The sequence below is a fragment of the Acholeplasma laidlawii PG-8A genome (assembly GCF_000018785.1).
Classification (GTDB): domain Bacteria; phylum Bacillota_I; class Bacilli_A; order Acholeplasmatales; family Acholeplasmataceae; genus Acholeplasma; species Acholeplasma laidlawii.
The window spans coordinates 624,163-649,701 of sequence record NC_010163.1 but is presented as its reverse complement, the minus strand read 5'-3'; the positions used below and the strand labels follow the sequence as shown (position 1 = coordinate 649,701).

General features: G+C 33.0%; 31 protein-coding genes. All 31 read right to left on the bottom strand.

Features of this window, described 5'->3' with window-relative positions; genetic code table 11:
- Positions 1-4 precede the first annotated feature (4 nt).
- Entirely contained in the window at positions 5-829 is an 825-nt protein-coding gene (locus tag ACL_RS03095) for a phage distal tail protein domain-containing protein (protein WP_012242568.1), read from the bottom strand.
- Complete coding sequence (locus ACL_RS03090) at positions 826-2,967, bottom strand: phage tail tape measure protein (RefSeq protein WP_143215669.1); 2,142 nt, start codon at positions 2,965-2,967, stop codon at positions 826-828. The genes ACL_RS03095 and ACL_RS03090 overlap by 4 nt, the downstream gene beginning before the upstream one ends.
- Positions 2,968-3,173: 206 nt before the next feature.
- The gene (locus tag ACL_RS03085; RefSeq protein WP_012242566.1) at positions 3,174-3,509 is read right to left on the bottom strand and encodes a hypothetical protein; all 336 of its coding nucleotides are present in this window, start codon (positions 3,507-3,509) and stop codon (positions 3,174-3,176) included.
- Position 3,510: 1 nt separating this feature from the next.
- A complete protein-coding gene (locus ACL_RS03080) occupies positions 3,511-4,080 on the bottom strand; it encodes a major tail protein (RefSeq protein WP_012242565.1) in 570 nt (189 codons plus the stop codon).
- Positions 4,070-4,423: a hypothetical protein gene (locus ACL_RS03075; RefSeq protein ID WP_012242564.1), complete on the bottom strand. Its 354-nt coding sequence runs from the start codon at positions 4,421-4,423 to the stop codon at positions 4,070-4,072. Before ACL_RS03075 ends, ACL_RS03080 begins: the two co-directional genes overlap by 11 nt.
- On the bottom strand, positions 4,413-4,790 hold the full coding sequence (locus ACL_RS07225; RefSeq protein WP_012242563.1) for an HK97 gp10 family phage protein: 378 nt from the start codon (positions 4,788-4,790) through the stop codon (positions 4,413-4,415). Before ACL_RS07225 ends, ACL_RS03075 begins: the two co-directional genes overlap by 11 nt.
- Positions 4,774-5,112 carry a hypothetical protein gene (locus ACL_RS03065; protein ID WP_012242562.1) on the bottom strand — a complete coding sequence of 113 codons (339 nt, stop codon included), beginning with the start codon at positions 5,110-5,112 and terminating at the stop codon, positions 4,774-4,776. The genes ACL_RS07225 and ACL_RS03065 overlap by 17 nt, the downstream gene beginning before the upstream one ends.
- The gene (locus tag ACL_RS03060) at positions 5,099-5,389 is read right to left on the bottom strand and encodes a phage head-tail connector protein (RefSeq protein ID WP_012242561.1); all 291 of its coding nucleotides are present in this window, start codon (positions 5,387-5,389) and stop codon (positions 5,099-5,101) included. The genes ACL_RS03065 and ACL_RS03060 overlap by 14 nt, the downstream gene beginning before the upstream one ends.
- A gap of 25 nt (positions 5,390-5,414) precedes the next feature.
- Positions 5,415-6,542 carry a phage major capsid protein gene (locus ACL_RS03055; RefSeq protein WP_012242560.1) on the bottom strand — a complete coding sequence of 376 codons (1,128 nt, stop codon included), beginning with the start codon at positions 6,540-6,542 and terminating at the stop codon, positions 5,415-5,417.
- Positions 6,543-6,546: 4 nt separating this feature from the next.
- Positions 6,547-7,143 (bottom strand): HK97 family phage prohead protease, encoded by a 597-nt coding sequence (locus ACL_RS03050; RefSeq protein WP_012242559.1) that lies wholly within the window; start codon positions 7,141-7,143, stop codon positions 6,547-6,549.
- The gene (locus ACL_RS03045; protein WP_041633917.1) at positions 7,140-7,334 is read right to left on the bottom strand and encodes a hypothetical protein; all 195 of its coding nucleotides are present in this window, start codon (positions 7,332-7,334) and stop codon (positions 7,140-7,142) included. Before ACL_RS03045 ends, ACL_RS03050 begins: the two co-directional genes overlap by 4 nt.
- Positions 7,318-8,532, bottom strand: coding sequence for a phage portal protein (locus ACL_RS03040; protein WP_012242558.1), 1,215 nt, complete (start codon positions 8,530-8,532; stop codon positions 7,318-7,320). Before ACL_RS03040 ends, ACL_RS03045 begins: the two co-directional genes overlap by 17 nt.
- A gap of 15 nt (positions 8,533-8,547) precedes the next feature.
- Complete coding sequence (locus tag ACL_RS03035) at positions 8,548-9,072, bottom strand: hypothetical protein (protein ID WP_012242557.1); 525 nt, start codon at positions 9,070-9,072, stop codon at positions 8,548-8,550.
- 17 nt (positions 9,073-9,089) lie between these two features.
- A complete protein-coding gene (locus ACL_RS03030) occupies positions 9,090-10,727 on the bottom strand; it encodes a terminase large subunit (protein WP_012242556.1) in 1,638 nt (545 codons plus the stop codon).
- Positions 10,724-11,056 (bottom strand): hypothetical protein, encoded by a 333-nt coding sequence (locus ACL_RS03025; protein ID WP_012242555.1) that lies wholly within the window; start codon positions 11,054-11,056, stop codon positions 10,724-10,726. The genes ACL_RS03030 and ACL_RS03025 overlap by 4 nt, the downstream gene beginning before the upstream one ends.
- Before the next feature lie 27 nt (positions 11,057-11,083).
- Entirely contained in the window at positions 11,084-11,911 is an 828-nt protein-coding gene (locus ACL_RS03020) for a DUF2971 domain-containing protein (RefSeq protein WP_012242554.1), read from the bottom strand.
- 25 nt (positions 11,912-11,936) lie between these two features.
- The gene (locus ACL_RS03015) at positions 11,937-12,719 is read right to left on the bottom strand and encodes a hypothetical protein (protein WP_012242553.1); all 783 of its coding nucleotides are present in this window, start codon (positions 12,717-12,719) and stop codon (positions 11,937-11,939) included.
- Positions 12,720-12,745: 26 nt separating this feature from the next.
- Positions 12,746-13,501 (bottom strand): SIR2 family protein, encoded by a 756-nt coding sequence (locus ACL_RS03010; protein ID WP_012242552.1) that lies wholly within the window; start codon positions 13,499-13,501, stop codon positions 12,746-12,748.
- A 116-nt stretch (positions 13,502-13,617) separates the two neighbouring features.
- Entirely contained in the window at positions 13,618-15,303 is a 1,686-nt protein-coding gene (locus ACL_RS03005; RefSeq protein ID WP_012242551.1) for a coiled-coil domain-containing protein, read from the bottom strand.
- A gap of 9 nt (positions 15,304-15,312) precedes the next feature.
- Positions 15,313-16,344 (bottom strand): dsDNA nuclease domain-containing protein, encoded by a 1,032-nt coding sequence (locus ACL_RS03000; RefSeq protein WP_041633907.1) that lies wholly within the window; start codon positions 16,342-16,344, stop codon positions 15,313-15,315.
- A 65-nt stretch (positions 16,345-16,409) separates the two neighbouring features.
- On the bottom strand, positions 16,410-16,694 hold the full coding sequence (locus ACL_RS02995; protein WP_012242549.1) for an HNH endonuclease: 285 nt from the start codon (positions 16,692-16,694) through the stop codon (positions 16,410-16,412).
- Complete coding sequence (metK, locus tag ACL_RS02990) at positions 16,660-17,808, bottom strand: methionine adenosyltransferase (RefSeq protein WP_012242548.1); 1,149 nt, start codon at positions 17,806-17,808, stop codon at positions 16,660-16,662. Before metK ends, ACL_RS02995 begins: the two co-directional genes overlap by 35 nt.
- A gap of 47 nt (positions 17,809-17,855) precedes the next feature.
- Positions 17,856-18,161: a DUF6329 domain-containing protein gene (locus ACL_RS02985; protein WP_012242547.1), complete on the bottom strand. Its 306-nt coding sequence runs from the start codon at positions 18,159-18,161 to the stop codon at positions 17,856-17,858.
- Entirely contained in the window at positions 18,158-18,544 is a 387-nt protein-coding gene (locus ACL_RS02980; RefSeq protein ID WP_012242546.1) for a hypothetical protein, read from the bottom strand. The genes ACL_RS02985 and ACL_RS02980 overlap by 4 nt, the downstream gene beginning before the upstream one ends.
- Positions 18,537-18,971 carry a hypothetical protein gene (locus tag ACL_RS07220; RefSeq protein ID WP_012242545.1) on the bottom strand — a complete coding sequence of 145 codons (435 nt, stop codon included), beginning with the start codon at positions 18,969-18,971 and terminating at the stop codon, positions 18,537-18,539. The genes ACL_RS02980 and ACL_RS07220 overlap by 8 nt, the downstream gene beginning before the upstream one ends.
- Positions 18,949-19,275: a DUF6329 domain-containing protein gene (locus ACL_RS02970; protein ID WP_012242544.1), complete on the bottom strand. Its 327-nt coding sequence runs from the start codon at positions 19,273-19,275 to the stop codon at positions 18,949-18,951. Before ACL_RS02970 ends, ACL_RS07220 begins: the two co-directional genes overlap by 23 nt.
- A 91-nt stretch (positions 19,276-19,366) precedes the next feature.
- Complete coding sequence (locus ACL_RS02965; protein ID WP_202943276.1) at positions 19,367-20,251, bottom strand: DNA-methyltransferase; 885 nt, start codon at positions 20,249-20,251, stop codon at positions 19,367-19,369.
- Between the two features lie 11 nt (positions 20,252-20,262).
- Positions 20,263-20,538 (bottom strand): ParB N-terminal domain-containing protein, encoded by a 276-nt coding sequence (locus ACL_RS07485; RefSeq protein WP_012242542.1) that lies wholly within the window; start codon positions 20,536-20,538, stop codon positions 20,263-20,265.
- Positions 20,486-21,010 (bottom strand): hypothetical protein, encoded by a 525-nt coding sequence (locus ACL_RS02960; protein ID WP_012242541.1) that lies wholly within the window; start codon positions 21,008-21,010, stop codon positions 20,486-20,488. The genes ACL_RS07485 and ACL_RS02960 overlap by 53 nt, the downstream gene beginning before the upstream one ends.
- A gap of 328 nt (positions 21,011-21,338) precedes the next feature.
- Entirely contained in the window at positions 21,339-22,325 is a 987-nt protein-coding gene (locus ACL_RS02955) for a PDDEXK family nuclease (RefSeq protein ID WP_012242540.1), read from the bottom strand.
- 69 nt (positions 22,326-22,394) lie between these two features.
- On the bottom strand, positions 22,395-25,538 hold the full coding sequence (locus ACL_RS02950) for a type I restriction endonuclease subunit R (protein ID WP_012242539.1): 3,144 nt from the start codon (positions 25,536-25,538) through the stop codon (positions 22,395-22,397).
- Position 25,539 lies beyond the last annotated feature (1 nt).

Genomic DNA, 25,539 nt, shown 5'->3' with positions numbered 1-25,539 from the left:
ACAATCACCCTAGATGGTATTCGAAAATATGAACTTTACATAAAGTATCTGACATTACACCAGACTTAAATTCTAAGGTGTTTCTACCTGATTTTAACTCGATAAAATTATCTTTTTCAAAGTCCTGGTATGCGTAGATATCTGTTTCAATGTCATCCTTAATCATTTTCAAATACTTATTATCAGCTACTGATGATATTTGGATTATCACATTTTCTTCAACTAAGTTTAGTCGTAGGCTTGATACCAATACACCATTTTGGATCACATTAATTTCAGGATGATCTACTGAACCTATCATTTCAATGATTACATTTGCATTAAATGAACCATTAATATCAATTGTGGTTCGTCCTTCCTGTGTGATTTGATATGTATAAGCGTATGGATAAGGGTAAACCTTACCATCTAAGACTTCTGTTATATCAATGATGATTTGTCTCTCTTTAACCCAATAACTCTTTTTGTTCATCGTAATTTCACAACTTAATAAGCCAGATTTAATTTCTGCTTTACTTAGTGAAACGACATCGACATGAACATACTTCATATCATTTGATACATAGTATAATCTGAGATTATCTCTGCCTTGATTTAAGTAATCAATAAATCTTTGATAACCATAATACCCATCCATGAAGTTAAGCACCCCACTCATTTCTGACAAAGGTTTTTCACTTTTTACAGTTTTGTGGATATGCCCATACTTTAAATAGCTCATGTCGAATTGAAAACCTAATCCTTGGACGTTAGATAATAAGACACCACTATGATACTTAAAATGGAATTGTTGGCCATGTTCATTTTCTAAGTAAAATCTTCTTGTCATATAAACTTACCACCTAACGCTCTATTTATTGAATCAATATCGAAGGTAGACGATGTTGTGTTGATTGTGATTGCATTATTAGTTGTACTCTTATTAGACGTTTGGTTATTTGTGTTAGAAGTCTTTTTCAAATTAAATGTATCACTAAACCAGCCACCAACCTTACCAAAAATGCTACCTACTTTTTCTTTGGTGTTATTTGCAAAGTTTGAAACGCCATCAACGATATTGTTTGCAACACTGGTTACACCTTTAACTGCACCACCGGCAAAACTTGATACAGTATCTACAACATTTGAAGCGATACCTGTTACTTTATCTGCAACACCACCTACAAAATTACCTACTTTACCAGCAACATCACCTATAAAATTACCAATACCACCGACAACATTACCAATCGTATCGCCAATACCACCTAATGCACCACCAACCACATCACCAACATTACCTGCAAAATCAAAGATTTGTTTAAAGAAGTTAATGATTGTTTCTAATATCTTGAGTATTGGATTTAATATGAATTCTAACGCTTTAAATGCTGGTACTAAGATGGCTTGTAAAACATTACCTACAATTTCGATCAGAGGTGAGATCATTTCAAAAATATCACCTAGAAATTCAAGTTGCTTAATCATGGGTGCTAAAATCAAGTCGATTAAAGGCACTAATATATCAATTAGCTTCATGAAAATATTGATGACTATATCAACGATAGGCATTAATGCATCCATTAAAACTTCAACAATCTTCATAATAGGTTCTAGGAGTCTCATAAAAGTCTCCATTAACTTTTCTAACAACTCTTTGAACTTCTCACTACGCATCAATGCTATGACCACAATAGCAATCAAAGCACCAATACCTAGTGTTGCAGCATTAATACCAATACCTGCAATCGTTCCAGCTGCACCTACACCTTTTAAGGCTATTGAAACAGTTTTAATGATTGGGACTACTTTGCCAATGATACTTAAGACAGGTCCTACTGCAGCCACAAGTCCAACCAAGAAACCTATCAGCTGTTGTGTTCCAGTACTTAGGTTAGTCCACCATGAAATCATATCACTCACTGCAGGTAGGATTTTATTTGTGATTGCTTCAACTACATTTTGCATGGCAGGTACAAGTGCCACTGCAAGTTCTACTGATAGTGCTGTTGTTGATACTTTTAGTCTATCAAGCGAGTCATTAAAAGCACCTGTTGTTTCAGCTTGTTCACTTGTAATGATGCCAAGTTCTCTTGCTTGTTGTCTTAATTCATTAATAGCTTTTGATTCCATATTTAGCATTGGAAGTAACTCAGAACCTAACTTATCACCAAATAAATGATTAGCAAGTGCTGTCTTGAGTGATTGATCCTCAACTTTTGATAAAGCATCTCTCATAATCTCAAAAGCTTCACTCGTATCTTTGCCTTCTAGGTCTTCCATTGAAATACCAAGTGCATGAAACACCCCAGCAAAACCTTTCACATCACCTAATGCAATATCCGCAAGTATTGAGTTAACCTTAACAAAGGCACGCTCTAAGCTCCCTGTTTCTGTTCCAGCAATAGTTGCTACATGATTCCACTCTTGTAATGCTTCTATCGACATTCCGATTTTTTGTGCAGTGTCATTTAATGCATCTGCAGTATCAGCACCTTTTTTAGCAAGTGCACCTAAAGCAGTAACTGCTCCTAGAATTGGAACTGTCAAACTTTTAGTTAATGTGCTACCAACCTTTGCGATATTGTCAAACTTTGCATTACCTAAATCTTTTATTTTAGATTTTGTTTTGTCTAATTCATTGTTAAGTCTTTTTACTTCAGATTCACTATATGAAACATTACGTTGAACTTTTCTAAATTCAGCGTCTGATGTGGTACCAAGTTTGAGACCCTGCTTAGCCTTTTCTAATGCTTTATTTTGCGTATCTAGGCGTTTTTTAGTTGTCTCGAGCATTTCATTCAACTGGCTTTGTTTCTTGCGCCAAAGTTCAACATTTGAGCTGTCATACTTCAGGTTTGTATTAATGGCACGTAGGTCTTTTTGTTGTTCTTTGAGCTCTTTATTTATCTCTTTTAATTCATTATCAAGATCCTTACCATCAAGACTCAATTTAATGTTAATACCTTTAATAGTCTCTGCCATCATACTCACCTACCTTTATAATAAGAATAAATCTATGTCTCTTTGTGTTGCTCTTTTTGTTTGTGGTTCATTGGAGAGTGTTTTAACTTCTAGTTCAATTAGCATTGCATATACATCAATATCGAAGTACTCTGTATCCTTAATTGAGATGCCAAGATGAGCAAGATTGTAAATGATATTAGCAGTTGTATTTTGCTCATCTTGTATTTCTACTTTGGGTCTTCTTTACCTTCATTACCACCAAGCATTATGGTGATTGTATTTGAAATGTTCTCAAGCTCCTTCACATCGGATAAAACACTAAAATCAAAATCCATCAAGAACTCATCGTAGCTCTTTTTTGTGTAAGGCTTATGCAAAATATAGATAATTCTAAAAAGAATATCAATGACTAATGCTGCATCTGATTCATTCTTATTAAGGTTCTCTAGCTTTTTAATGTCGCTAAATAACTCAGTACCAAATACACTACGATAAGAGATAATAGTAAAAAGTGAAGACCTTAGTTTAAGATCCTCACCTCTTAGATTAATTGTTTTTTCCATACTAAACACCTATAACAGGTAGTGTTGGAACTTGTGCAAAGAACTGTTGATAATTTGTGTCACCAAATTTTGCAATCGTTCTAATCACTGAAACATTCCCAACTTCAATCGGTCTTGCTGTAATCGTAATGCTTACCGCATTCGGTTCAATTGATTCAGCTTTTGTTTTTGTTGCATCACTTACAGGACTAGCTGTACACAAGAAATACCAAATACGTCTTGATTTCACATCGCCTTGAATCTCATATCCCAGTGCGAATGTTTTAGTTCTATGGTTGACTATCTCTACTAAGTTACCGTTAGAATCTCTTGCAAACCCTAAGATATCTACTTTGAAATCATCATCAAGTTCAGTTAACTTTAAGGTGATATTAGATCCACTACTTGATGCTAGCGTTGCAACAATTTTATCATCTGCATAAACATCCGTTTTACCTGCGATGACTTCTGCACTGAGCTCTTGTGCTCCGTGTAACTTTTTAGGTGTACCAAATTCCCATGTATCATCTTCCGTTGCTGTTACAATTGCATAATGAACGTTCTTAAGTCCAAATGTTACTTTATTGCTCATTTTTAATTTCCTCCATCTTTATTTCATAAACTCGATAAATGCCGGTATCAATCACTGAATATTCGCTAATCATTCTAAAATCAATACCCGCATTTTGTAATACTTCTTCTAAACTAGATTCAATCGTTGTATCTTTTGTTTTGGTCACAAGCGTTATTTGAATCGTGACTTGTTTTACCAAGTATGAATCATCTGCATAGATCTTTGGATTCTTACTTAGTTCTTGGTAAACGATAAAAGGTGGTTCAGCGTTATCAGTTACATAAAGCGCATAATGCACATGACCTGGTAACACTTGATTTAGGAGTCCATAAACGTATGTTAATCTTTCTTTAGTTCCCACTTATAATCCTCCTAATATCCTCAATCATTTTAGGTGTAAAATAATCAAATGCTGGTCTCATGAATGGTCTTGCTGCGACATACTTTCCACTCTTATGTTGGAATCCAAATTCAATCAAATGAACGAGTCTACCTTTTTCTTTGGCATGGATAACGATTGTTTTAGTGTGACCTTCGCCGATATCAGTCTTTATGAATTCATCAGCCATCGCACCTTTTCTACCACTTCTAGGTGTGTTTGCAATAACATACTCTAATATCAAAGTTGCAGTTTCATCAAGTTTCTGTTCAAGTTCTTTTTTAACTGACTCAGCATATTCTGATATTTCATGATTAATTTCATCGACAAAGTCATTCAACGTAGCCATAAATATCACTTACCTTTATTTTTGTTTCCATCAAGTAGAGTTCTAAAAATTGTCCTTGTAGATAGGTTCGCTCAATCTGATAAATCAAATCATCAATGATCGCGTACTTACTTCCATCATATAAGAAGCTTTGAATCTTTAGTGCCATGTCTACTTTATATTCATTTTTCTTGCTTTCATAGTATTCTTTAGAAGTTACTGACTTAGATATACCAATGACTTCTTTTTTGGATATGAAACCATAACCTTGATTGCCGATCTCATCTTTACTTAATTTGATCTTCAGTAAAGTCAGTCGAATATTTGGACTACTCGGAAACATGATACTCACCACTTGATAATGCTAATTGATTTAACAGCATGTCAAAACTCTTCGGTAGATCTTTAACTGAACCATCTGCTTTAAACCCAAAGAAGGTCTTGCAGTAAATAACCACTAGCGAATGGGCTAATGGATGGTTCTCTACAACAACTGACGTAATCCCGGTAGATACGAGTAAGTTTTTACATGCACTGATGTGATTATTTAATTCATCATCAGCATAGGTCTCGCTGATTGGAATCAGCAATGATTTTTTTACTGTTTCAAGTAGTCCCATATTCTAACCTCTATTCTATTGATGCTTAGGCTTTCTTTTTAACTCTTAAGAAACCTTTATACCCTACAACGTTACCGCCTGTGAATACGGAAGCCTTGTAGCAAATGATGCCATCTTTGAATTTGTAATCATTAGACTTACTGATCTCAACTGGTGAGAAAACAGGTACTTCATAGTTGAGTAAGGATCCATATGCAAGACCATATTCTCCAGCTGAAGTATTTGTATCCGAAATAGCTTTACAATGAGAATTGATGATGTATGGAATACCATCAATCGTGTTGTTAATATAGTCAATCGTGTGTACTTTTCTACCTTCTGCAGTACGTAATCCTGCGAATGCTCTTAGGTCATTCTTGTTAAGGATTAGGTATGCGGCACCTTCGACTTCTTCATCACCACCATAAGCAAAGATGATGTCATCTAATGTAGAATCGGTAATCGATGTGATTTCTAAATCAGTTGTGTCAGATAGAGCGATTGCTTTATCACTAAAAATACCTGTGAATGTATTAGAAGTACCTGGTCCTCTTAGGATTTGTTCACTAATCTTCTTTTTAAGTGAAAGATTAATGTTCTTTAATACTTCAGCTTGATATGGTAAGTTAGGTAGTTTTTCTAACTCTTCTGTGATTTCTGTGTAAGCTGTCACTTTAACTTTAGTAATGGTTAGATAACCATACTCTGGTTCTGTTTCTGAATAAGGTTCACCTTCTCCAGTTAAACCAGCGATGCCACTACCTTTGACAAATGATTTCTTGTAGGTTTCCCCACCGTTTAGATTGACAACCTTTACCTTATCCACTAACGCAGATACTTGTGCGAATGGATGTGGTGCAATGCCATCAGCAATGTGTTCTGGTAATAGAATCTCTTCACTTGAAACTTGAATGACTCTGCTTTCTCTTAAATTCTTACCACGAGTTTCTAATTGATCTTTATCCACTTGATTAGATCTTTCAATAACGACTGGATTGATTTTTGTCTTGTTTTGAATCGCAAGTTTTCTTTCAATCGTGTCTTTTTCTTTATTCAGTTCATCAACTTCAGCTTCTAGTTGTTCTAACACTTCAAGTGTTACTTCAGCACCAATCAAACCTTTGATTTCAGTGATGCGTGCTTTAATTTCATTACTTCGTTTTTCTAAATTCATGCTTCTATTCTCCTATTTTTATTTTCAAATTTAGTTTTTTTCTTATAAGTTCAGTCTTCTTATTTTTCTCTGCTAAATCCATAGTCTTTAGCTCTAAGTCCATAGCTTCTAAAGAACGAGCATAAATCGAAGTCTTATCATAAGCAGGTGTGTCAACGATTGAAACATCATACAAACGTTCAATCTTTCTAATATTTCTTTTTGGAATGTTACCACTACGATCCCATTCCTGTTCACTAACTACAAATGCAAAGCTCATCTTATCCAATAAGCCAGATTTGACCATCTTAAAAATATCTTGATTACTTTGTGTGTCGAGTAATTCCGCTCTTACCTTTAATCCAACATCATCACTTGTTAAAGTAAGTGAGCCATTTTTAGTTCGTGCAATGATTAAGAATGAATCCATGTGGTTATACTTCATTGGTACATCTTTAATTGCAGCATCAGTGATTGCACTTCTGCTAATGCTTTCAATGAATCCATATGATTCGTCACCAATCAAAGTCGGTTCATCATAAACGATCGCATAACCTTCTAAGATCATCTTGTCATCAGTTTCTTCTAACTTGACTTCCGCTATTCTGGTTTCTTTCTTCATCGCTTTTCAACCTCCTTAGGTTTAGCTTGTTGCTTTCCATACTCGTATTCAAGTTCATTGTCCTTGTATGAAAACTCATTAATCTTGTGTGTCTTACAAAATATTTCTATCGTATTAATCTTTTCTTTCTGTTCTTCTAAGACTGTATTTAATACATCTTTTGAAACCTTACCATTAATTGTTACCTTCATTAAAATCATCCTTCCCTACTTGATATTCGTTTGCTTTAGTAGCATCGACATAATTGAGTGACTGTAATCTTCTATCACCATTTTCTACTGGTTCAAGTCCTAACAACCCTCTTGATTCATTAAGTGACATGATGCCTAACCCCATCAGTTTTTCAATCGCTGTAACCTTTGTGTTCCATGATGCGTATTGAAGTCTTTCACTATAAAAGATAATCTCCTCACCTCGCATGATTTCATTTTGAGTAAGCAAGCCTAAAGAAAAAGCCTCAGACATTTGAATGGCTAAAGGCTCGATGGTTTGTTCATAAAATGAGTTGAATTCATCTTCTGTATATTTGGAATGAAAGATTGGAACTGATACACCAAAGTAATCTAGGATTTTTGATTGTAGGAACTCTAAGGTATCCTTATCGATTAACTTTGGGTCTGTTGTTAAAGGCACATAATCACCTTTCAAATCTACCGGAATAATAGAACTACCCTTATTCCTAATGGACTCTTTAAGTATTTCATTAAATGAATCAAGTTGTTTCTTTTTATCTGTTTCACTTAGCATAGCACTCATTTTGAGTAGTCCTTTAATCTGCATGGAGTTCTTAAGTGCGTTATCAATACCTTGAAGTACATTCTCATTAATTTGGATTGTTTTCAAGAGTGCTTCTTGGTCACCTTTTGAACTTGAACCACCGAAGATCTGATTCGTGTGATAGAATCTTTTGATGTGAATAATGTTCTCGTATGGAATCGTAAAGGATTCTTGACTATCAAAACTAAACTTCAAGTAATAACTACCACAAGAATCAATAATTGGTTCAACGATGGATGGTTTTAGTGGATAAAGAGCTTTGATTTCACCAGTTGAACTATCAAACATTGGATAGATAAATGCATTGTCGTTCATTAACAATGTCGTAATCACCATATAGATAAACTGATAAGGTGTCATGACCTCATTTGGTTGGTGCTTTAAAATAAAAGACAGTTTGCCAGATTTCTCTGTAACTGTCTTATCGTTTGATTTCTTTATGTATCGTGGTTTTAATTTTGCACACTGACTTGCTATCCTATCAATCGCAATCTTCACAACATCAGATTTTGAGATGTTAGTACCAAAATTAGTAAGTGGTAGATTGATTTCATTTACAAACTTAAATGACTCTGCTGAGCCTTGTTTTTTCTTTCTATTAAAAATACCCAACTATATCACCTCTTTTTAACTATTACTCCTGAATAATTCAATGAAACTGGTCATGATTTTAAGCAATTCAGTGTTCCTAGATTTCACTTCATTCATCGCTGATTCACTAAGGCTATGTACAATTTCATTTCTTAATACTCTAGCAGTCTTAATATTATCATTATTTGCATTCTTAATTGCTGTAGAGTAAAATATCAAGTTTAAATCATCTTCATTAAACTTCTCGTTTGGAATAATTCTTTTCAATGTTCCTACATTGATGTCATTTTTTCTTTCATTAAAGATTTTGAACTTTGACATATCTAATGTATCTAATCTTTTTTCTAAAGATTCTGATGTCAATAATTGTCCTATTTCCTTTTTGAATTGTTTCATTAACTCCGCTTTGTTATTACTATAAAGTTCATTCTTCTGTAACTCTTTTGCATATGTTTCACAAATAAAATACCTCGATAAAAAGTTATCGATAATAGAATCATATTGATTAATGTTTTTTTCATAGACTTTCAACTTGACTACATCATCAAATACTTTGCTCATTAAATCACCCTATAAAATTATAACATATTTTCATATTCTAACTTATATCTATTAAGCACTGCATAAGCAATAATAAGTGCTACAGCTCCATCAATTCTTTTATACTTGCTTCCAAGTTTTGATGGCTGAATATTTCCATTGATATCAATCTTTGCTTGAGTATTAGACAAGTTCCATTTCATGATTGGATTATTATTATAGATTACATTACCATTTTTAAGATCCGCTTCAAGTTGTTTCATAGGTTCTGATAAAGAGTATATTCCTTGTCTGACCTTTTCCATTTCAAACCCTAAGTCTTCCATTTCTTTAGTCCAGTACTGACTATTCCACGGATCATAACCTACCCATAGAGGTCTAATCTCATATGTCCTAATCATCATTAGAAACCACTGTGTAACAAGTGTGAAGTCATTTTGATTACCTTCTGTAACAGTGATTAAACCTCGTTGAACCCAAATGTCATAGGGAACGTTATCCTCTTCCTTTCTGCGCTTTATAACTTCACTTGGCATAAAGAACTGTGGGATAACATACTTCTTTCCATTTTTAATTAGAAGTAAGAGTGCAACCGTAAGGTCTGTTGTTGATGACAAGTCAACACCGCCTATAGCATAACTGTTTCTTAACTCATTGATATCATAGGTTGATTCGTTATTTAGATCATTATAAGTTAACCATGATCCTTGTTCTAATTGCTTAATGTTGAAGTCTTTACAAAGCATCGTAACTCGTGTTGCTAAGTCATGTCTGGATTTATTCATTAAGTCTTCAAGATATGAATATGTTTTTACAGTACCTAAACTTGGATTACTTTTCTGCCATGTGCTCTTATCTTCATAGATTTCATTAATTGAATCTTGAGTGTATAACCAAGGAAGCACACGTTCATCGTTAATCTCCCCTTTGATCATCTTTCTAACATAATCAAGTTTGCTATCTAAGAAACCACCCACTGTATTACCTTCAGTTGTAATGATAAAAATAAGTGGTTCTTCTTTGGTCGATTGACTTTGCTTGATCGCATCATAAACCTTAGAATCAGTCATTTCATGTACTTCATCGATACAACCAACTTCAATGTTGTAACCATCTTTGTTTCGTGATTGTGCGGATAGTTTCTTTATCTTGTTTTTTGACTTTGGTGAATAAATATGAAAAATATTCTTTTTACTTCTTTTTTCATTTGATAATGCTTTTGAACCTTCTCTCATGTTGTTGATTTCATCAAACAATATATTAGCCTGCTCCGATGTGTTTGAAGCACATACAATATCAACACCACCCTTAGATAAGAAAAACTCTGCTAAATCAATACCTGCAATGAATGTAGTCTTACCATTCTTTCTAGCAATAAGTAGAATTACTTCATTAAACCTCCTGAGATTGGTATCAGCAATTTTGAATCCATAAGCAGCTTGTAGAATTGCTTTTTCCCATAGTTCTAAAATGAATGGTTCACCATTAAATGGACTTTTCGTATGCTTACAAAATGTTTCGATAAACTCAATTCGAATATTTCCTGGCTTTTCATCAAACGTATATCTATGATTATCCATATCTTGAATTAGCGTTTCTAGAACTGTTAGTAATTCTTTACCAACAATGATATTTCCTTTTTGAATCTCGTCATAATATTTAATTAAGTAATTCATTCAGACATTCTACCTATAAACTTGTCAAATTCATCATCTTCATCGATTATATTTTTACCCATTATTGAGTTGAGTGTTTTTATTACAGTTCCATATGAATTAACTAACTTAGTGTAATACTTTGCAGCTTCAGTTTGACGCTGTGCACCTTTACTTGAAACTTGAACAGCTCCATGTATTCTGATTTGATTTTGAAGTATTCCAAGTTCAACCTTCATAAAAGCTGCTTGTTGTATCAAACTATCAACTAGTTCTGTTTTGGTTTCATCGACAGATGAAAAAAGCGACTTAAGTCGCAAATATTCAATGTTTATTTTTGTTTTTTCCATAATTATCCTGCTATGTATTTCTTCAAATTATCTAAAATCTATTTTAATGCATAGTTTTTTTGCTATATCATTTATTCTTTCCCTATTTTGAGGTGAAACAAATGAACCTACAATAATTTTTGATGGTTTAACTCTCAATAAAGGCATTGCTTTAACCGTCATATTTTTAAAAAGTGATGGCACCACAACTCGCCATTCGTTTTCATATGATAGTTCTAGTTTTTTTGTCGTTACTATATTTTTTATGAGTTTTTCTTGATGAAAAAAATGTTTATCATTATAATCTACCACTGTATATTCATTAGATACTCTTTCTTTATGCATGATTTCCAACTCAGATAATAATTCTTTGGTAATATCAAAGGGTTCATTCGTGTATTTAACTTTATAAAAACCAGTATCATACTTTCGCAATAACTCTTTAACAGCTTCATGATTCTTTATATTATTTGAAAATTCCAATTCATTATATATTTTATCAAGTATTTTATTAGTTAAAAAGATAATATCATTCGTGTCATATTCGATGACAAATCCACTATGATTGTCAGAATATTGATTCCACATAGTATCTACACTGTGATCATCGCAAAGGGAAATTATGTATCTTGATGATCTGAAATAATCATTGAAGCGTTTAAGTAAATTTTCGCAGACTGTATTAATGAATTCAGATTTCATTTTACCTTTCAAAAATTCAGTTATTAAATCTAGATTTGCCACTACACCACAATCATGTTCGTCTGCCATTGCTGATGCAGTAGCACCCCATAATTCAAGGTTTTCTAGAGCATTAATGTCATTTTCTACAAATTTGCGATACTTATAAACTTTTTTAGGTAATAATACATCCATTTCTTAATATCCTCGAATTTTTTTATCATCTATCCAAGTAACAGATACATTGCTTAAAACCAGAATTATTAATGTACTCTTTATTCTTTTTATACATTTCTTTTAGAAAATCTCTGAAATCATCTTTAGAAACTTTTTTTATAATCAGAAGCAAAAGAGAATTATGAAAAAGAACATCTTTTTTATCTTTTGTAGGTTTAAGTACTGAATCATTGTAGTCTTGTTCATATTGAGTTATCTTCTCTTGGCTCAGATTCCCAGCTTTTTTCTTTAATTCAATATATCTTTTTTCCATCGCATCATAATTAGCAATATATTTAGCGCCAAAATTAAATCCATTTGTTACATTATTTTTTATATAATAGGTTGGAAAATAATGAGTTTTACTCAATCTTTTCTCTGCCCAAACTCCTGCTATATCTTCAAATTTAATAGTACTATTATTATATAAAGCATGTTCTATAAAGGTTACGGTATCCAAACCAACTAATCCTCTAGTAGGCAAAGTCTCGTCATATTTGGGGTGTATACCTAGAACCATTTTGTTAGAATCAATCTTGTTAATATCCAGTGCGTTCACAACAAATACTTTTTCACCGTTTTTTTCATGATTTGCTATGATATCGTACACAATGTCTTTATATCTTTTGATCTCTCTAGCACTTATCGCTTCTTTAACAGAACTTATATAATCGAATATTTTTGAATAATTATCTGTTTTGATTTTTTTCATTGTAATCTGCTTGTTGCCAACTTGAAATGTAGCTTCGCCAAAAAGTAGATTTTCTTCCCCAGCCAAAATATTCATAAAAATTAGGTTGTTTGCTACCTTTTTCAATCATCTAAATTAAAGTGTTTAATAAATCCTTCTAAAATTTTTAAAATGTTAGAGTCATTTAATCCATATCCTAGAAAAATGATTGGCCTTTCGATAAGCGAATTATAAAGTTTTGATACAAAAAGATTCATATCTTCGAGATAATTTATATAGTCTTTTTCGTTAATAACCATTGATTTAGGATTGCGGATAGAACCATGAATTTTATACATTTCAGATATTCCAAATGAATTAGTAAAGTACAAAGACTCTTGTGAATCAAAAACAGTCATATCATCGTCATCCAATACGTATTTTTCAAAGAACATATCGAAGTTCGTAGTAAATATATTATTGATTTTTTTAATTGATTTCTTCAATGACTTTATTTCTTTTTGAGTTTTTTCATCTTCTTTGATTTCTAGTTTGGTAAGTCTTTCAGCAATCAATAGTTTTAGAAATGAAACATTATTTGGTATCTCAGTTTTTAGTTTATCTGACAAAGCTTCATCAATGTTAAAAGTACCGTCTATGACTTTATCTCTTATCTTATTTTCTAATAATGAGGCTAACTTAGGCATTTGCATATTGTCTTCATTTATAAGTTGTTTCATTCCATAATATTGTGTTTTACTTATTCCAATATAATCTGAAACAGATATTAATAATTCATCCCATGAAGGCATATTTTTGAGATACCTTTTTGACATACCAGCACCTACAAAAAAGGCTGGTAATCTGTTACTATTAAATATTTTTCTCAATTCGTCCATTGTATAACCTCTTTTTTCAAATTTAATTTCCGATTTTCAAAATTTTGGGCTGATGTTTTTTAATTGCCCACCCATGCGGTACCCTTACACTTCATAATGCAAGGTAATGGGGGGGACTATAAAATTGAACTATATCTATCTAAACACGATTCAAAATCATCATTATTTAATAGTGAATTTTCAGGATTAACCAACATTATTTTTTTCTTAATTTCATATGAATTATACAGGTTTTGATCAAATCCAACTAACGATGTAATTATTTGCCCATTTTCCGGTAAGTTATCAAATATCAAATTAAATATTTTTCTTTCATTATCCTCATCAAAATCAGCATTATTAGGATTGTCAAATACTAAAGGGTAAATTAAACTATCCGGATTAAATTCGTATTTGGTCTTCAACAATGAACATAACCAAGCAACCTGAGTAATATTAACTCTCGTTCCATCAACTTTGATCTTTGTTTCAACACTATCTATTGAAGATAAATCAAACCCACCAAGCGAATATTTTTGATAAATATCATAGAAATTAGTCAAATATTTTTTGTTAACTTCCTTTTTTCTCTCATCAAGCGATCTGAGTAGCTTTGTAATCTTTTTTCTGTCTTCAATAAATGTATTTTTGGATACTTCATTGTTTGATATTTCTTCAAATATATTTGCCTTAATCTTTTTCATTCCATAAGATTTTATTGTATCTTCCAAACCCTTATTACCCTCAAAAACTCTTGCTTCAATTCTTTTCAGTTCCGCAAGATTGTCTTCATACTTACTGTTAGTTAAAATGATTTCTCTACTAAGTTTACCTAATTCTCTTTCAGCATCAAGTAATTGAAATTTTGCACCATCAACATCAACTGCTTTATGAATATATGCATGACTATCATCTCTTAGCTCTGAATTGCAGATAGGACATGTGTGTTCCTTAATTGATTTATCTAATACCTTCTCATCAGAACTGATCATTTTTCGTAATTCATTAATAGCAAACTCAATCTCTATCTTAGAATCATTTGTCTTAAGTAATTTTTCTTTTAACTTGTTTGCTTCACCAATGAGTTTAGTATATTCATCTTGGTGTTTTTGCAGTTCTTTTTTTAAAACTTCAATCTCAGAGTAATTTGAATTCAAATCTTTATTCTTATCTATTTGTGCTAGCATTTCATTGAACATTAGGTTCTTCTTATTTATTTCACCGATTTTTCTATTTAATTCATCTGATTCAATTTTCAACTCATTAAATTGCTTGTTGTTAACACCCAAATGTGAGTATAATAAATCAGAATAAAAGGCAGAAAATGCATTCAAACCATTAAATGTGCTAAATTCCGACACACGGATTTCTTTTTGATCAATATAATTTAATAGATAATTAAATGCAGGATGTGCAATAGAATATTCGTTATTCTTATTTTTAAGATAAATTTCTTGGTTAAACAGTTTGTTAAGTTCGATTGCTAGGTCTGTTCTATTTATAACCTTAAATAATAAACTATTGTTTTCATCATACAATTTGAATAGATTATCAAATCTTAACATTCTAAATCTGCTATTATTGATTGAAAAATCTAGTATGTATGTGTACTTGCCTTCTCTTTCCCATAAGCTTGTTGTAAACTTACCATCTGCTCCTAATGTATGATAAATACTTCTTAGTAGACTAGATTTACCCACATAATTACCGTTTATATTTTTGTTAGATGTGACAACATTAATTCCTGCAGTAAATTCAGCATATTTTGCTGTTTTACTATTAGGACTAATTATAGCAATGCTATTTACAATCATGTTTTTCATCTATTTCACCTACACGCTTTCCATTTTTGTTAATGTCAATAGTATTATGCACTTTCTTTCTGACTTATCCTTGATAATATCCCATTCAATACAATTATAGACATATTCGACTATCTCAGATAATTTCAAATCCTGAATAGTACTTTCATTATCATTGATACAATTACTAATATCTACAATTAGTGCTTCTATTGTTTTTGATGTAATCCCATATTTAAAAACTCTAGACAATGCGGTTTTTAAAAGCAATACTTCTCCATAATTATAATCACCATTTAGTGCCTCTATTTTAGATAAAGTCTTTTCTCTATATCTGTCAGCGCCTAGTAAATTATTCAATATGTTATCAATTTCACTTCTTTTTATTCCTTTTTTATCGATCGTATCATTTAAATCAATAGTGTTCAACTCATAACTTGCTTTTCTGTCTACCAATCCCTTTATGTAATTATATATCAGTTTTGGTTCACTTAATTTAATACCTTTTGCATTTTCTAAAAACTCAACAGTCTTACCTATTAATAATGTATCGGGATTATTAATGCAAAAATCTGACCTTATGAAGAATGAGTCCTTTAGATCTGTGACTAGAATAGATTTTGCTTTAAGATGATCTTCAATTTTTTTCTTTTCATCATCTTCTAAACTTTCAAAAGGTATTATCTCAGAATTTTGAAGTATGGTATTTTTAATTGATAGTTTTGTATTAGAAACTACATTAATACTCTTGATTTGATTGTTTACCTTCAATGAAAAAAGCAAGGATAAATAAGAATGACCACTCTTCTTTCTAATTAGATCCGAAATACTAAAAGGACTGCTAGTATCTTTTGTTTTTACTTGATAAAAATGCAATGTATCATTGAATCCAACTTCAATATCACAAACATAGTCAAATATAACAAAAAAATCATCTGGGTTCTCCAAATAAAGATCATATATTTTACTAATTCCCCATAACATCTCTTGTCTAAATCTATTTTTAGTTCTAGAACCCGATAAATCTTTCGGTAAGATTGAATATGTAGTATCTAATGACAAAGAAACAACCCCTTTTTTGAAACGACTTTTTTATAATTTTACCACATTATAAGATTGTTTACCATTCAACCAGTAAAATTTCCAAACACATCAAACAGTACTTCTTGTTTCTTGAATCGTCCATGCTCTTTATTGTGACAGTCCCTACATAACAACTCTAAGTTATCTTGATTCAAACTAATATTGGTATCATTGACATTATCTACAGTCAGCCTAATCTTATGGTGAACCTCTTCACCAATCGCGCCACACCGCTCACACTTGCCCTGTGTGGCGTTTGTTTTGATATTACGAGCAACGAGCCAAGCCTTCGACTTATAGAACCTGTGCAGTTCTTTTGGTTTGCTCATAAGATTCACTTAATTGTTTAGCTTTTGCATCTACTTTTTCCCATGCAACATCAAGATCAACACGACCTATATGTCCATAAGATGCTAACGGTTTAAACTTCACTTTGTCCAGGTTTAGTTCTTTGATAATACTTGACGGTGTAAAGTTGAAGTTCTCTTTAATTAACTTTAATAAAACATCATCAGAAGTAACACCTGTTCCAAAGGTATCAACGGATACACTTACAGGGTTTGCTACACCGATGGAATAGGACACACTAACTTCGCACCTGTTCGCTAAATTTGCCGCTACAAGGGCTTTTGCTACGAATCTGGCATAGTAAGCCGCACTGCGGTCTACCTTGCTCACATCCTTGCCAGAGAATGCGCCACCGCCATGTTTAGCATAACCACCATAGGTATCAACAATAATCTTTCTACCAGTTAATCCAGAATCTCCATATGGTCCACCAACGACAAAAGCACCTGTTGGATTGATTAAGACTTGAATGTGTGAAAGGTCTTCACCTATCAGTAGTTTCAATACTTCATTTAAAATTATCTCTTTAGCATAATCTAATTGAATGCCATGCTTTGTTTGCGCAGACACTACGATTGTTTCATAAGCAATCGGTTCATCATTCTCGTAGACTACAGAAACTTGACACTTACCATCTGGACCAAACACGTGGCCATACTTTGCCTTTCTAAGCTCGTCAATGCTTCTTGCAATGTCATGTGCCACCACAATCGGTAAAGGCATAAATTCTGGCGTTTCTTTGCAAGCGTAGCCAAACATTAAGCCTTGATCACCTGCACCTTGTTCATGATCGTTCGTATGATTTACACCAAGTGCAATATCATCGGACTGTTTGGATATCTTTTCAATCACATCGAATGGATCATCATATCCGATTTCTTTTAATGTGGTTAGTGCGACTTCTTTATAATTCACTGAAGCTTTGGATGTGACCTCACCAAAGATAAAAACAACATCATCTTTGATAGCTGTTTCTACTGCTACTCTTGCATTTCTGTCTTGCTCTAAATGTGCATCTAAGATTGCATCACTGATTTGGTCACATATTTTATCTGGGTGTCCTTTAAAGACAGATTCACTTGTTATAATTTTCATTTGTTTTCCTCGCTTTAAATAGTTAAAAAGGAAGCTTACTCGCTTCCTTAATTTTCTGTTTTGGTTTTAATAAGTGGTATGAATGCTGCATACCTAGCGTAATGATATCCTTCACTTTCAACCAGGATACCAAAGTCATGTTTATCGGACGTGACTAACAAGCAGTGAAATATGCCTTCCTTATCACAATACATCAATTCTAAATGTTCTTTGATGAAATCATAATCGTTTAATGGTTCTCTGATGAATCCTTCAAATACGTCACCTTCTAGAATTATGGTCTTTTCGACGATAAATTCGTCTTGAGGGATAAGTTCCTCTGGTGTTGGTTTTCTTATAAAATTTACTTTCATGTTGTTTCCTCGTCAATTCTCCATGCTGTATAAACACTTCTATAGGTGCAATCCCAAATGTCTAGAATGACACCATCTTTACAGACACTCAAGTGTCCGGCCATCTTTAATATAAATGTTCCTGTTGGATGTAGCTGTGCAAAGTCTGTACCCTTAATCCTTGGTTCACCCTTAACCGCTTTAAAAATGTATCTTGGACGATTCTCTAAATACTTATAGATAAACTCTGTATCCTTGTAACTGGTGAAACTCCATTCACGTTTTTTCTGATTGAGTTCTCTTCTTGTTTCCATGTAGTCTTTATCAAATGCTGTTGAGATTGCTCTAACCACACAGTCACCAGTTTTGATACCTTTAGGATGTCTATTGTAATAGTTATACATGCGTTTCCCACCCTTCGTTTAACCACTTAACAAGTTCTTTAACTGAGTCCGTTGAAAACACAACTTTTTCATAGTGTGTTAATCGTTCATAGACTGTGTAAGTCTTGTCATGCCATGGTGAGTTTAGTTGAACAACAATCAATGTGACATCGGATTCTAAATCTGCAATTCTAAAATCATCATAAAGACTACCTTGAAGTGGACAATTGTTTTTGAACCAGACATAACTGTTATCTAGATCAACCTTGCCGCCTGGTTTAATTTGCTTGATGATATTGCCCATGCGTTTGGTTTTATTCTTTAAGCTTGAGTCTTTACAAAACCAATCATACCATCCAGCTTTGATTTGAACTTTAACATCACTTGATTCAAAGCTTCCACTATTGAACGCTTGAATCAAATCTTTAAGCAGTTGTTGTTTTTCCATCACCTAATCCTCCTATCTCACTTTTTCTAATAAATGCGGAGTATCTAGCATAACTTGAACCATCTGCTTGTACTAGGATTCCATAGTCTAATGCTTTAGTTGTTACTAAAATTGCGTGCCACACGTTTTTGCTGTCTGTGTACATTAAATCCTTGTGAGCTTTTATGAAATCATAATCGCCAAGCATATCATCTAAGAACTTATTAAACTGTCTTTGTGATATCTCGACAACTTTCTCAACTACAAAATCATCCTGTGGAATAATCTGTTCTTTGAATGCTCTCGTTTCAAATTTGACTTTCATCGCTATTGCCTCTTTCCTAACCTTTTTTGGTTACTACTATATATCACTCTAAAGGCATTAAATAGCAAGTCAATTCGACAAGATTTGCTCACTATAGTGACAATATCTGAAAGTCGTTGATATGACTAAGCGGTATCTCTTTTCCATTTCGAATGAGATAACAATCATCAAGTGATACTTTGTACTTTAAATAGCGTTTTACAATCACATCCACAAATCGTTCATCCAGTTCCATGATTCTTGCTCTTCTTTGAAGCTGATCAGATGCGATCATGGTTGATCCAGAACCACCAAATAAATCTAAGACTATCTCATTTACTCTGGATGAATTAGCGATAGCTTTACCGACGAGTTCTAAAGGTTTCATTGTTGGATGTTCTTCATTTCGTTTTGGTTTGTTATATTCCCAGATGGTATCTTGTGTGCGGTCATCCACAAAGTAATGAGCAGCACCTTCTCTCCAACCATAAAGAATAGGTTCATGTCGCCAGTGATAATCTTGTCTACCTAACACTAGTGCATTCTTTACCCAAATGAGACACTCTGCGAGTTTATACCCAGCATTCTTGAAGGCATTTCTAAAGTTGAGTCCTTCAGTGTCTGCATGACATACATAAATAGCACCACCTGGTTTCGTATGCTCAAACATATTCTCAAAGGCTTTATAAAGAAAAAGATAGAAGGTATTATCTTCCATCTTATCGTTCATTATTTTTCCAGCTGTGCCTTCATAATCAACATTGTATGGTGGATCTGTAAAAACTAGATCAATCCGATCATCTTGGATCAGTTTCTTAACATCAGTTTTTTCTGTAGAATCACCACACATCACTCGGTGATTACCCAAGATATAAATATCGCCTTTTTGAGAATAAGGAACATCTGATAGATCATCTGTTGGATCAAAGTCATCATCGGTAGCACTATCTGGTACATTTGCTTCTAGTTCCTCAAATCCAAAGAGTGACATATCCATTTCAATGTTTGCTAGTTCTTCTTCGAGTTTTGCAAAATCCCAAGTCGCAAGTTCTGCTGTTTTATTATCCGCAAGTCTGAATGCTTTGATTTGTTCTTCTGTTCATCTAGTCCAAGCTTAAGACTTGCTTTGAGTCTTGTATGTCCTGCAATAATGACATGATCTTTAGTGATCACAATCGGAACTTTAAATCCAAACGCCTCTATACTCTTAGCAACAGCCTCAATTGCAGCATCATTGTTTCTTGGATTGTTTTCGTACTCTTGGAGTGCTGATACTTTCTTCATCACGATATTCATTGATCCATACCTCTTCACCTTTTTCTAATCGTTTGGTCATCAGTTCGATTTCTGCTTTTTTCTCGTTATACTCAATACCGAACTTTGTAATGAGTAAATATTTAATCGCTGTGATTTCAGGAAGCGACTGCTTCTTATACTTTGTGATACGTTTTTTAGTACCCGATTTAGTCTCTTCAATCACAGTTTGTGTTTCTTCGTATTCAAATCCAACAGCCCGTTGATACATTGCATCGACAAGCTTCTCTTTTAACTCCTCATCCCCATATTGAAATGCTTTGTTCAATTTAGGATGGGCTTTTCTTAACTTAATGAGTGTTTTTTCTGTGATCCCTAAGTATTCAGCAACTTGTCTTTGAGTTGCTCTTTTAGATATCATTTCAGATATGGCTTTTAATCTACTATTTAGATGTCCAGATTCTTCCCAACGCTCATACAGATCTAGCATTTTCCCTTTCATTCAATCACTCCAACTGTACAACTGTCATTGCATAAAACTGTAATAGTTTACCAGTTGGAATACTACAAGTATCTCTGCAAAAACAAAAAGGAACTCATTTCTGAATTCCCATTATTTCTAGGCTGGTTTTAAAGCCAGTATTCCATGTTATTTATAGCATATCAAAATAGTCAACTTTTATCTATATGCTTAAAGCATAATCGAAACCATACATTATTTTTGGTCTTTTCCAACCAATAACAACCTTTAGTTTCATATTGTATTACATTTCTTTCCGTTTCCATTTTGTTAGTCCACATACACAGATTATCGGCGTAATAAAATAAAATTATTCTTGAATTTCTTTCAATTCTTGTTCAATCATGTATTCTTCTCTAATTTCAGACAATGTTTTATTGCTTTCTTTATGTATTGCAAAGACATATGTCTGAATACTTGACCATCCGTAAAGATTTTTAAGCCATACTTGCATTGATAACTCTTTACCATCTACTTTAACATTCCCATTTTTCAGAAGAATAGCTTCATCTTCTCTATCTTTTGCTCGTATAATATCGCCTGCTTTAACAACACCCCATGTAAGCATTGTGTCAATTTTAGGTAATGCTCTTCTCGTTATTCCTTTTGAAACTCTTTGAGCTGGTTCTGATTTATCAAGCAAGTTCACGTAGAAATCATCATAATTTGCCACAGGTAATAATTTTTCTGTATCCAAATAAATCTCCGAACCTAATTTATACGGAATTAGCTTAAAACAACTCATATCGACTTTGTTTTTATTGAGCCAAGCAACTGCTGACAAAGTCTGTTCGTCAAACTCAGAAGCAACTAATATAATTCGTTGATTTTCATTGAACTTGTCTATGGCATTATTAACTTTCAAAAACTCTTTTATTTTTCTAAGTCCAAGTTCGTATGATGTTAGTTCATTTAGTGTAAATTCTTCTTTATATTTTTCAATATAAGGAGCATAGACAATTTTCACTAATTCTTCTACAGATTTTATAGTTGCATAACTAGCAGCATACCTGATTGCTTGAAATTCAAAAGCTTCTTTTCTGCCTTCGATATCTTTTCTATCACGTTTAATTTCGATTAATACCACAGATCCATTATTATCAATTGCCGTTAAGTCACTTCGACCATTCTTTTCATTTTTAACTTGTCTACCAATAATGAGCAAGGACTCTTCATCATCACAAACCATATCTATATTTGTTCTAAGAACTTCTTCAATATCGCTTTCCAGTAGTCCTAAATCCGAGAAAGTTACCTTTTCAATTTTTGTTGCTTTTTTACTTTTTAGATTGTACATAAAGCCCTCCTAAAAATACCTTGGATATATTGTTTGCTGGTTTGTTTAATGCTTCCTTGCAAGTTTATACTATCTAGATTCATTTTCACAAACAAGTTCAGTTTGTTCCATTATCAATTGGACTGATTTATCATAGTTATTTGGATCCTTTGGATCATCTGGTGGATAGTTATATTTCTTTAGTAAGACTTTGATTTCAAATCTAATCTTTGCTCTTACAGAATCTCTGATATTCCAATCAATTGTAGTACTTGATTTTATCTTTTTAGTTAGCTCTTTAGCAATTTCTTTTAAGATATCTGTTCCCATGACTTCTTTTGCTGTCATGTTTGATGACAATGCTTCATAGAATGCAAACTCATCCTCAGTTAAACCAGACTCTTTTCCTGATTCTGCAGCTTTTGTAATATCTTTTGCTAGTTCTATTAGTTCTTGAATAACAACGGTAGAATCTATTAATCTAGCTTGATATTTAGCAAGAGCATCTTCTAAAAGTTCTGAAAACTGTCTAGATTGAACAATCGTCTTTCTAGCAATCATTTTAAGTTTACCTTTAATGAGACGCTTTAACAGTTCAATGGCAACATTCTTATGATTCATCTTATTAAATTCTTCTAAGAACTCGTCAGAAAGGATTGAGATATCTGGTTTTGATAATCCGATTTCTGCCATGATGTCAATCACTTTATCTGATTTAAGTGATTTAGAAATCAGTTGATTGAGTTCTGAATCTAGTTGATCGACAGATTTCTTTTTACTTGTATCAGTTGATAGTTTAATAATACCTGCCCTTACAGACTTAAAGAACCCAATTTCAACATTGTGTTTTTCTGCTTCTTCTGTAGTTGAACATAGTGAATAGGCTTTAGAAAGCTCTGAAACAAATTTTAAGAAGTCATTTTTTCTTTCTTCTCTTAATCCGATAACAAAATCAATTGTCTCCATAATCACTTGGAGTTTTTCACTATACCGATCACCAAAGTATTTTGAATAATCATGTTGATGCAAAATATCTCTTACAATATCTAACTTTTCTAACATGACTGATACTGCAAGCGCAGTATCTACACCTACTTGTTCTCTATCATTATCTGTATATTGCATTAATGCTTTCTTTAATCGGTCAGCTATACCAATATAGTCAACAACAAGTCCGCCTTGTTTCTCTTTGAATACTCGGTTAACTCTTGCGATGGCTTGCATGAGGTTGTGTCCCTGCATTGGTTTATCGACATACATGGTATGCATACTTGGGACATCAAATCCAGTTAACCACATATCTCTAACAATGACTAATTCAAGCTCATCATTATTATCTTTCATTCTTTCTGATAGTGTTTCTCTTGTTTGCTTAGTGCCTATATGTTTTTGCCATGATTCAGGATCACTTGATGATCCAGTCATAACTACTTTGATTTTCCCTTTTAAGACATCATCTGAATGCCACTCTGGTCTTAGTTTAACAATGGCTTCATAGAGTTCAACTGCTATTCTTCTTGACATCGCAACAATCATAGCTTTACCGACTGGCGTTTCCATGGTTGCTTGTCTTTTTTCGAAGTGTTCAACTATATCTTTAGCAACTGTCTTGATTCTTGACTCTGATCCAACAATTGCTTCAAGTCTTGCCCACTTGCGTTTTAATCCTTCTTTTTGGGTTTCTTCTTGATATTCTGTGATTTCATCATAGTTTTCATCAATCAAATCATATTCTTCTGTAAAGTCGATTTGAGCAATTCTACTTTCATAAAATATCTTAACGGTTGTTTTATCTTCAACTGCTCGTGACATATCGTAAATATCGATATAATCACCAAAAACAGCTCTTGTATTCTTATCTGTGGTTTCAATGGGTGTACCCGTAAAACCAATGTATGATGCATTGGGTAATGAATCTCTTAGGTATTTTGCATAACCATATTTTTCAAAAGCTTCATCTTGAGATTTAACAACTTTAGCACTAAATCCATATTGGCTTCGATGTGCTTCATCAGCTAAGACGATGACATTTTTTCTATTGGTTAATGCCGTTACATTTCCATTATCATCAGGTGAAAACTTTTGGATCGTAGTAAAAATAATGCCACCTGAGTCTCTACCATTTAGTAACTCTTTTAAATGTTCTCTTGATGCTGCTTGATCTGGAATACTTCTTAATAAATCACTCGATTTAGAGAACGTTAGAAATAGTTGATCGTCTAGGTCATTTCTATCTGTGATAATAACAATAGTTGGATTAGATAGCTCTTGTGAGATAACCAGTTTTCCTGCATAAAAAACCATCGAAAGTGATTTACCACTACCTTGGGTATGCCATATGACCCCAATACGTCTATCACCATGTGCAGATGTAGCTTCATAGGTTTTCTCTAACGCAGTATTAACTGCGTGATATTGGTGATACCCAGCAAGAATTTTAATATAACCTGATTCATGTTTTTGGAATAAAACGTATTGCTTAATGATATCTAAGAATCGCTTCTTATCAAACATACCTTTAATCAGTGTTTCTAGTTGAGGGATCGTTGTTGGTGCGATTTCTTTACCATCTGTTGTACGCCAAGTCATAAAGCGATCTTCATCGGATGTAATCGTACCTGCTTTAGCATGTAAGCCATCACTAATGACGTTAAACGAATTATAGACAAATAAACTACTAATTGACTGTTGGTAGTTTTTAACTTGTCTAAAAGCGGATTTAATTGATACGTTTTCATCGGATGCTGTTTTCAGTTCAAATACTACTAAAGGTAGTCCATTGACAAAAACAACAACGTCTGGTCTTTTTTCAACTCTACTTTCAACAACAGTAAATTGATTAACAACTAAATAGTCGTTATTTGTAGGTTCATTGAAATCAAAGATTCTAACTTGAGAGTGTACCAGTCTTCCAGTTTGATCGTGATATGAAACATCAACACCATCAGTGATCATCTTATGAAAAGTTCTATTATTTTCAATAAGAGCTATTTGTTTTGGAATCGTTATTTGTCTTATAGCATCTTCAATAGCTGATTTAGGAAGTGATTTATTCAAGCGAAAAAGCGATTCTTTTAATCGCTCAATCAATATGACATCAGTGTAGGATGCTCTTTCTGGATATGGTCCTTCAGGAGCAATATTAGGACCAAACTCAGTTTGATATCCTAGTTCCTGAAACCATTCTAATGTAGCTTCTTCTACATCAGATTCAAAGAATACTTTAACAGCCATA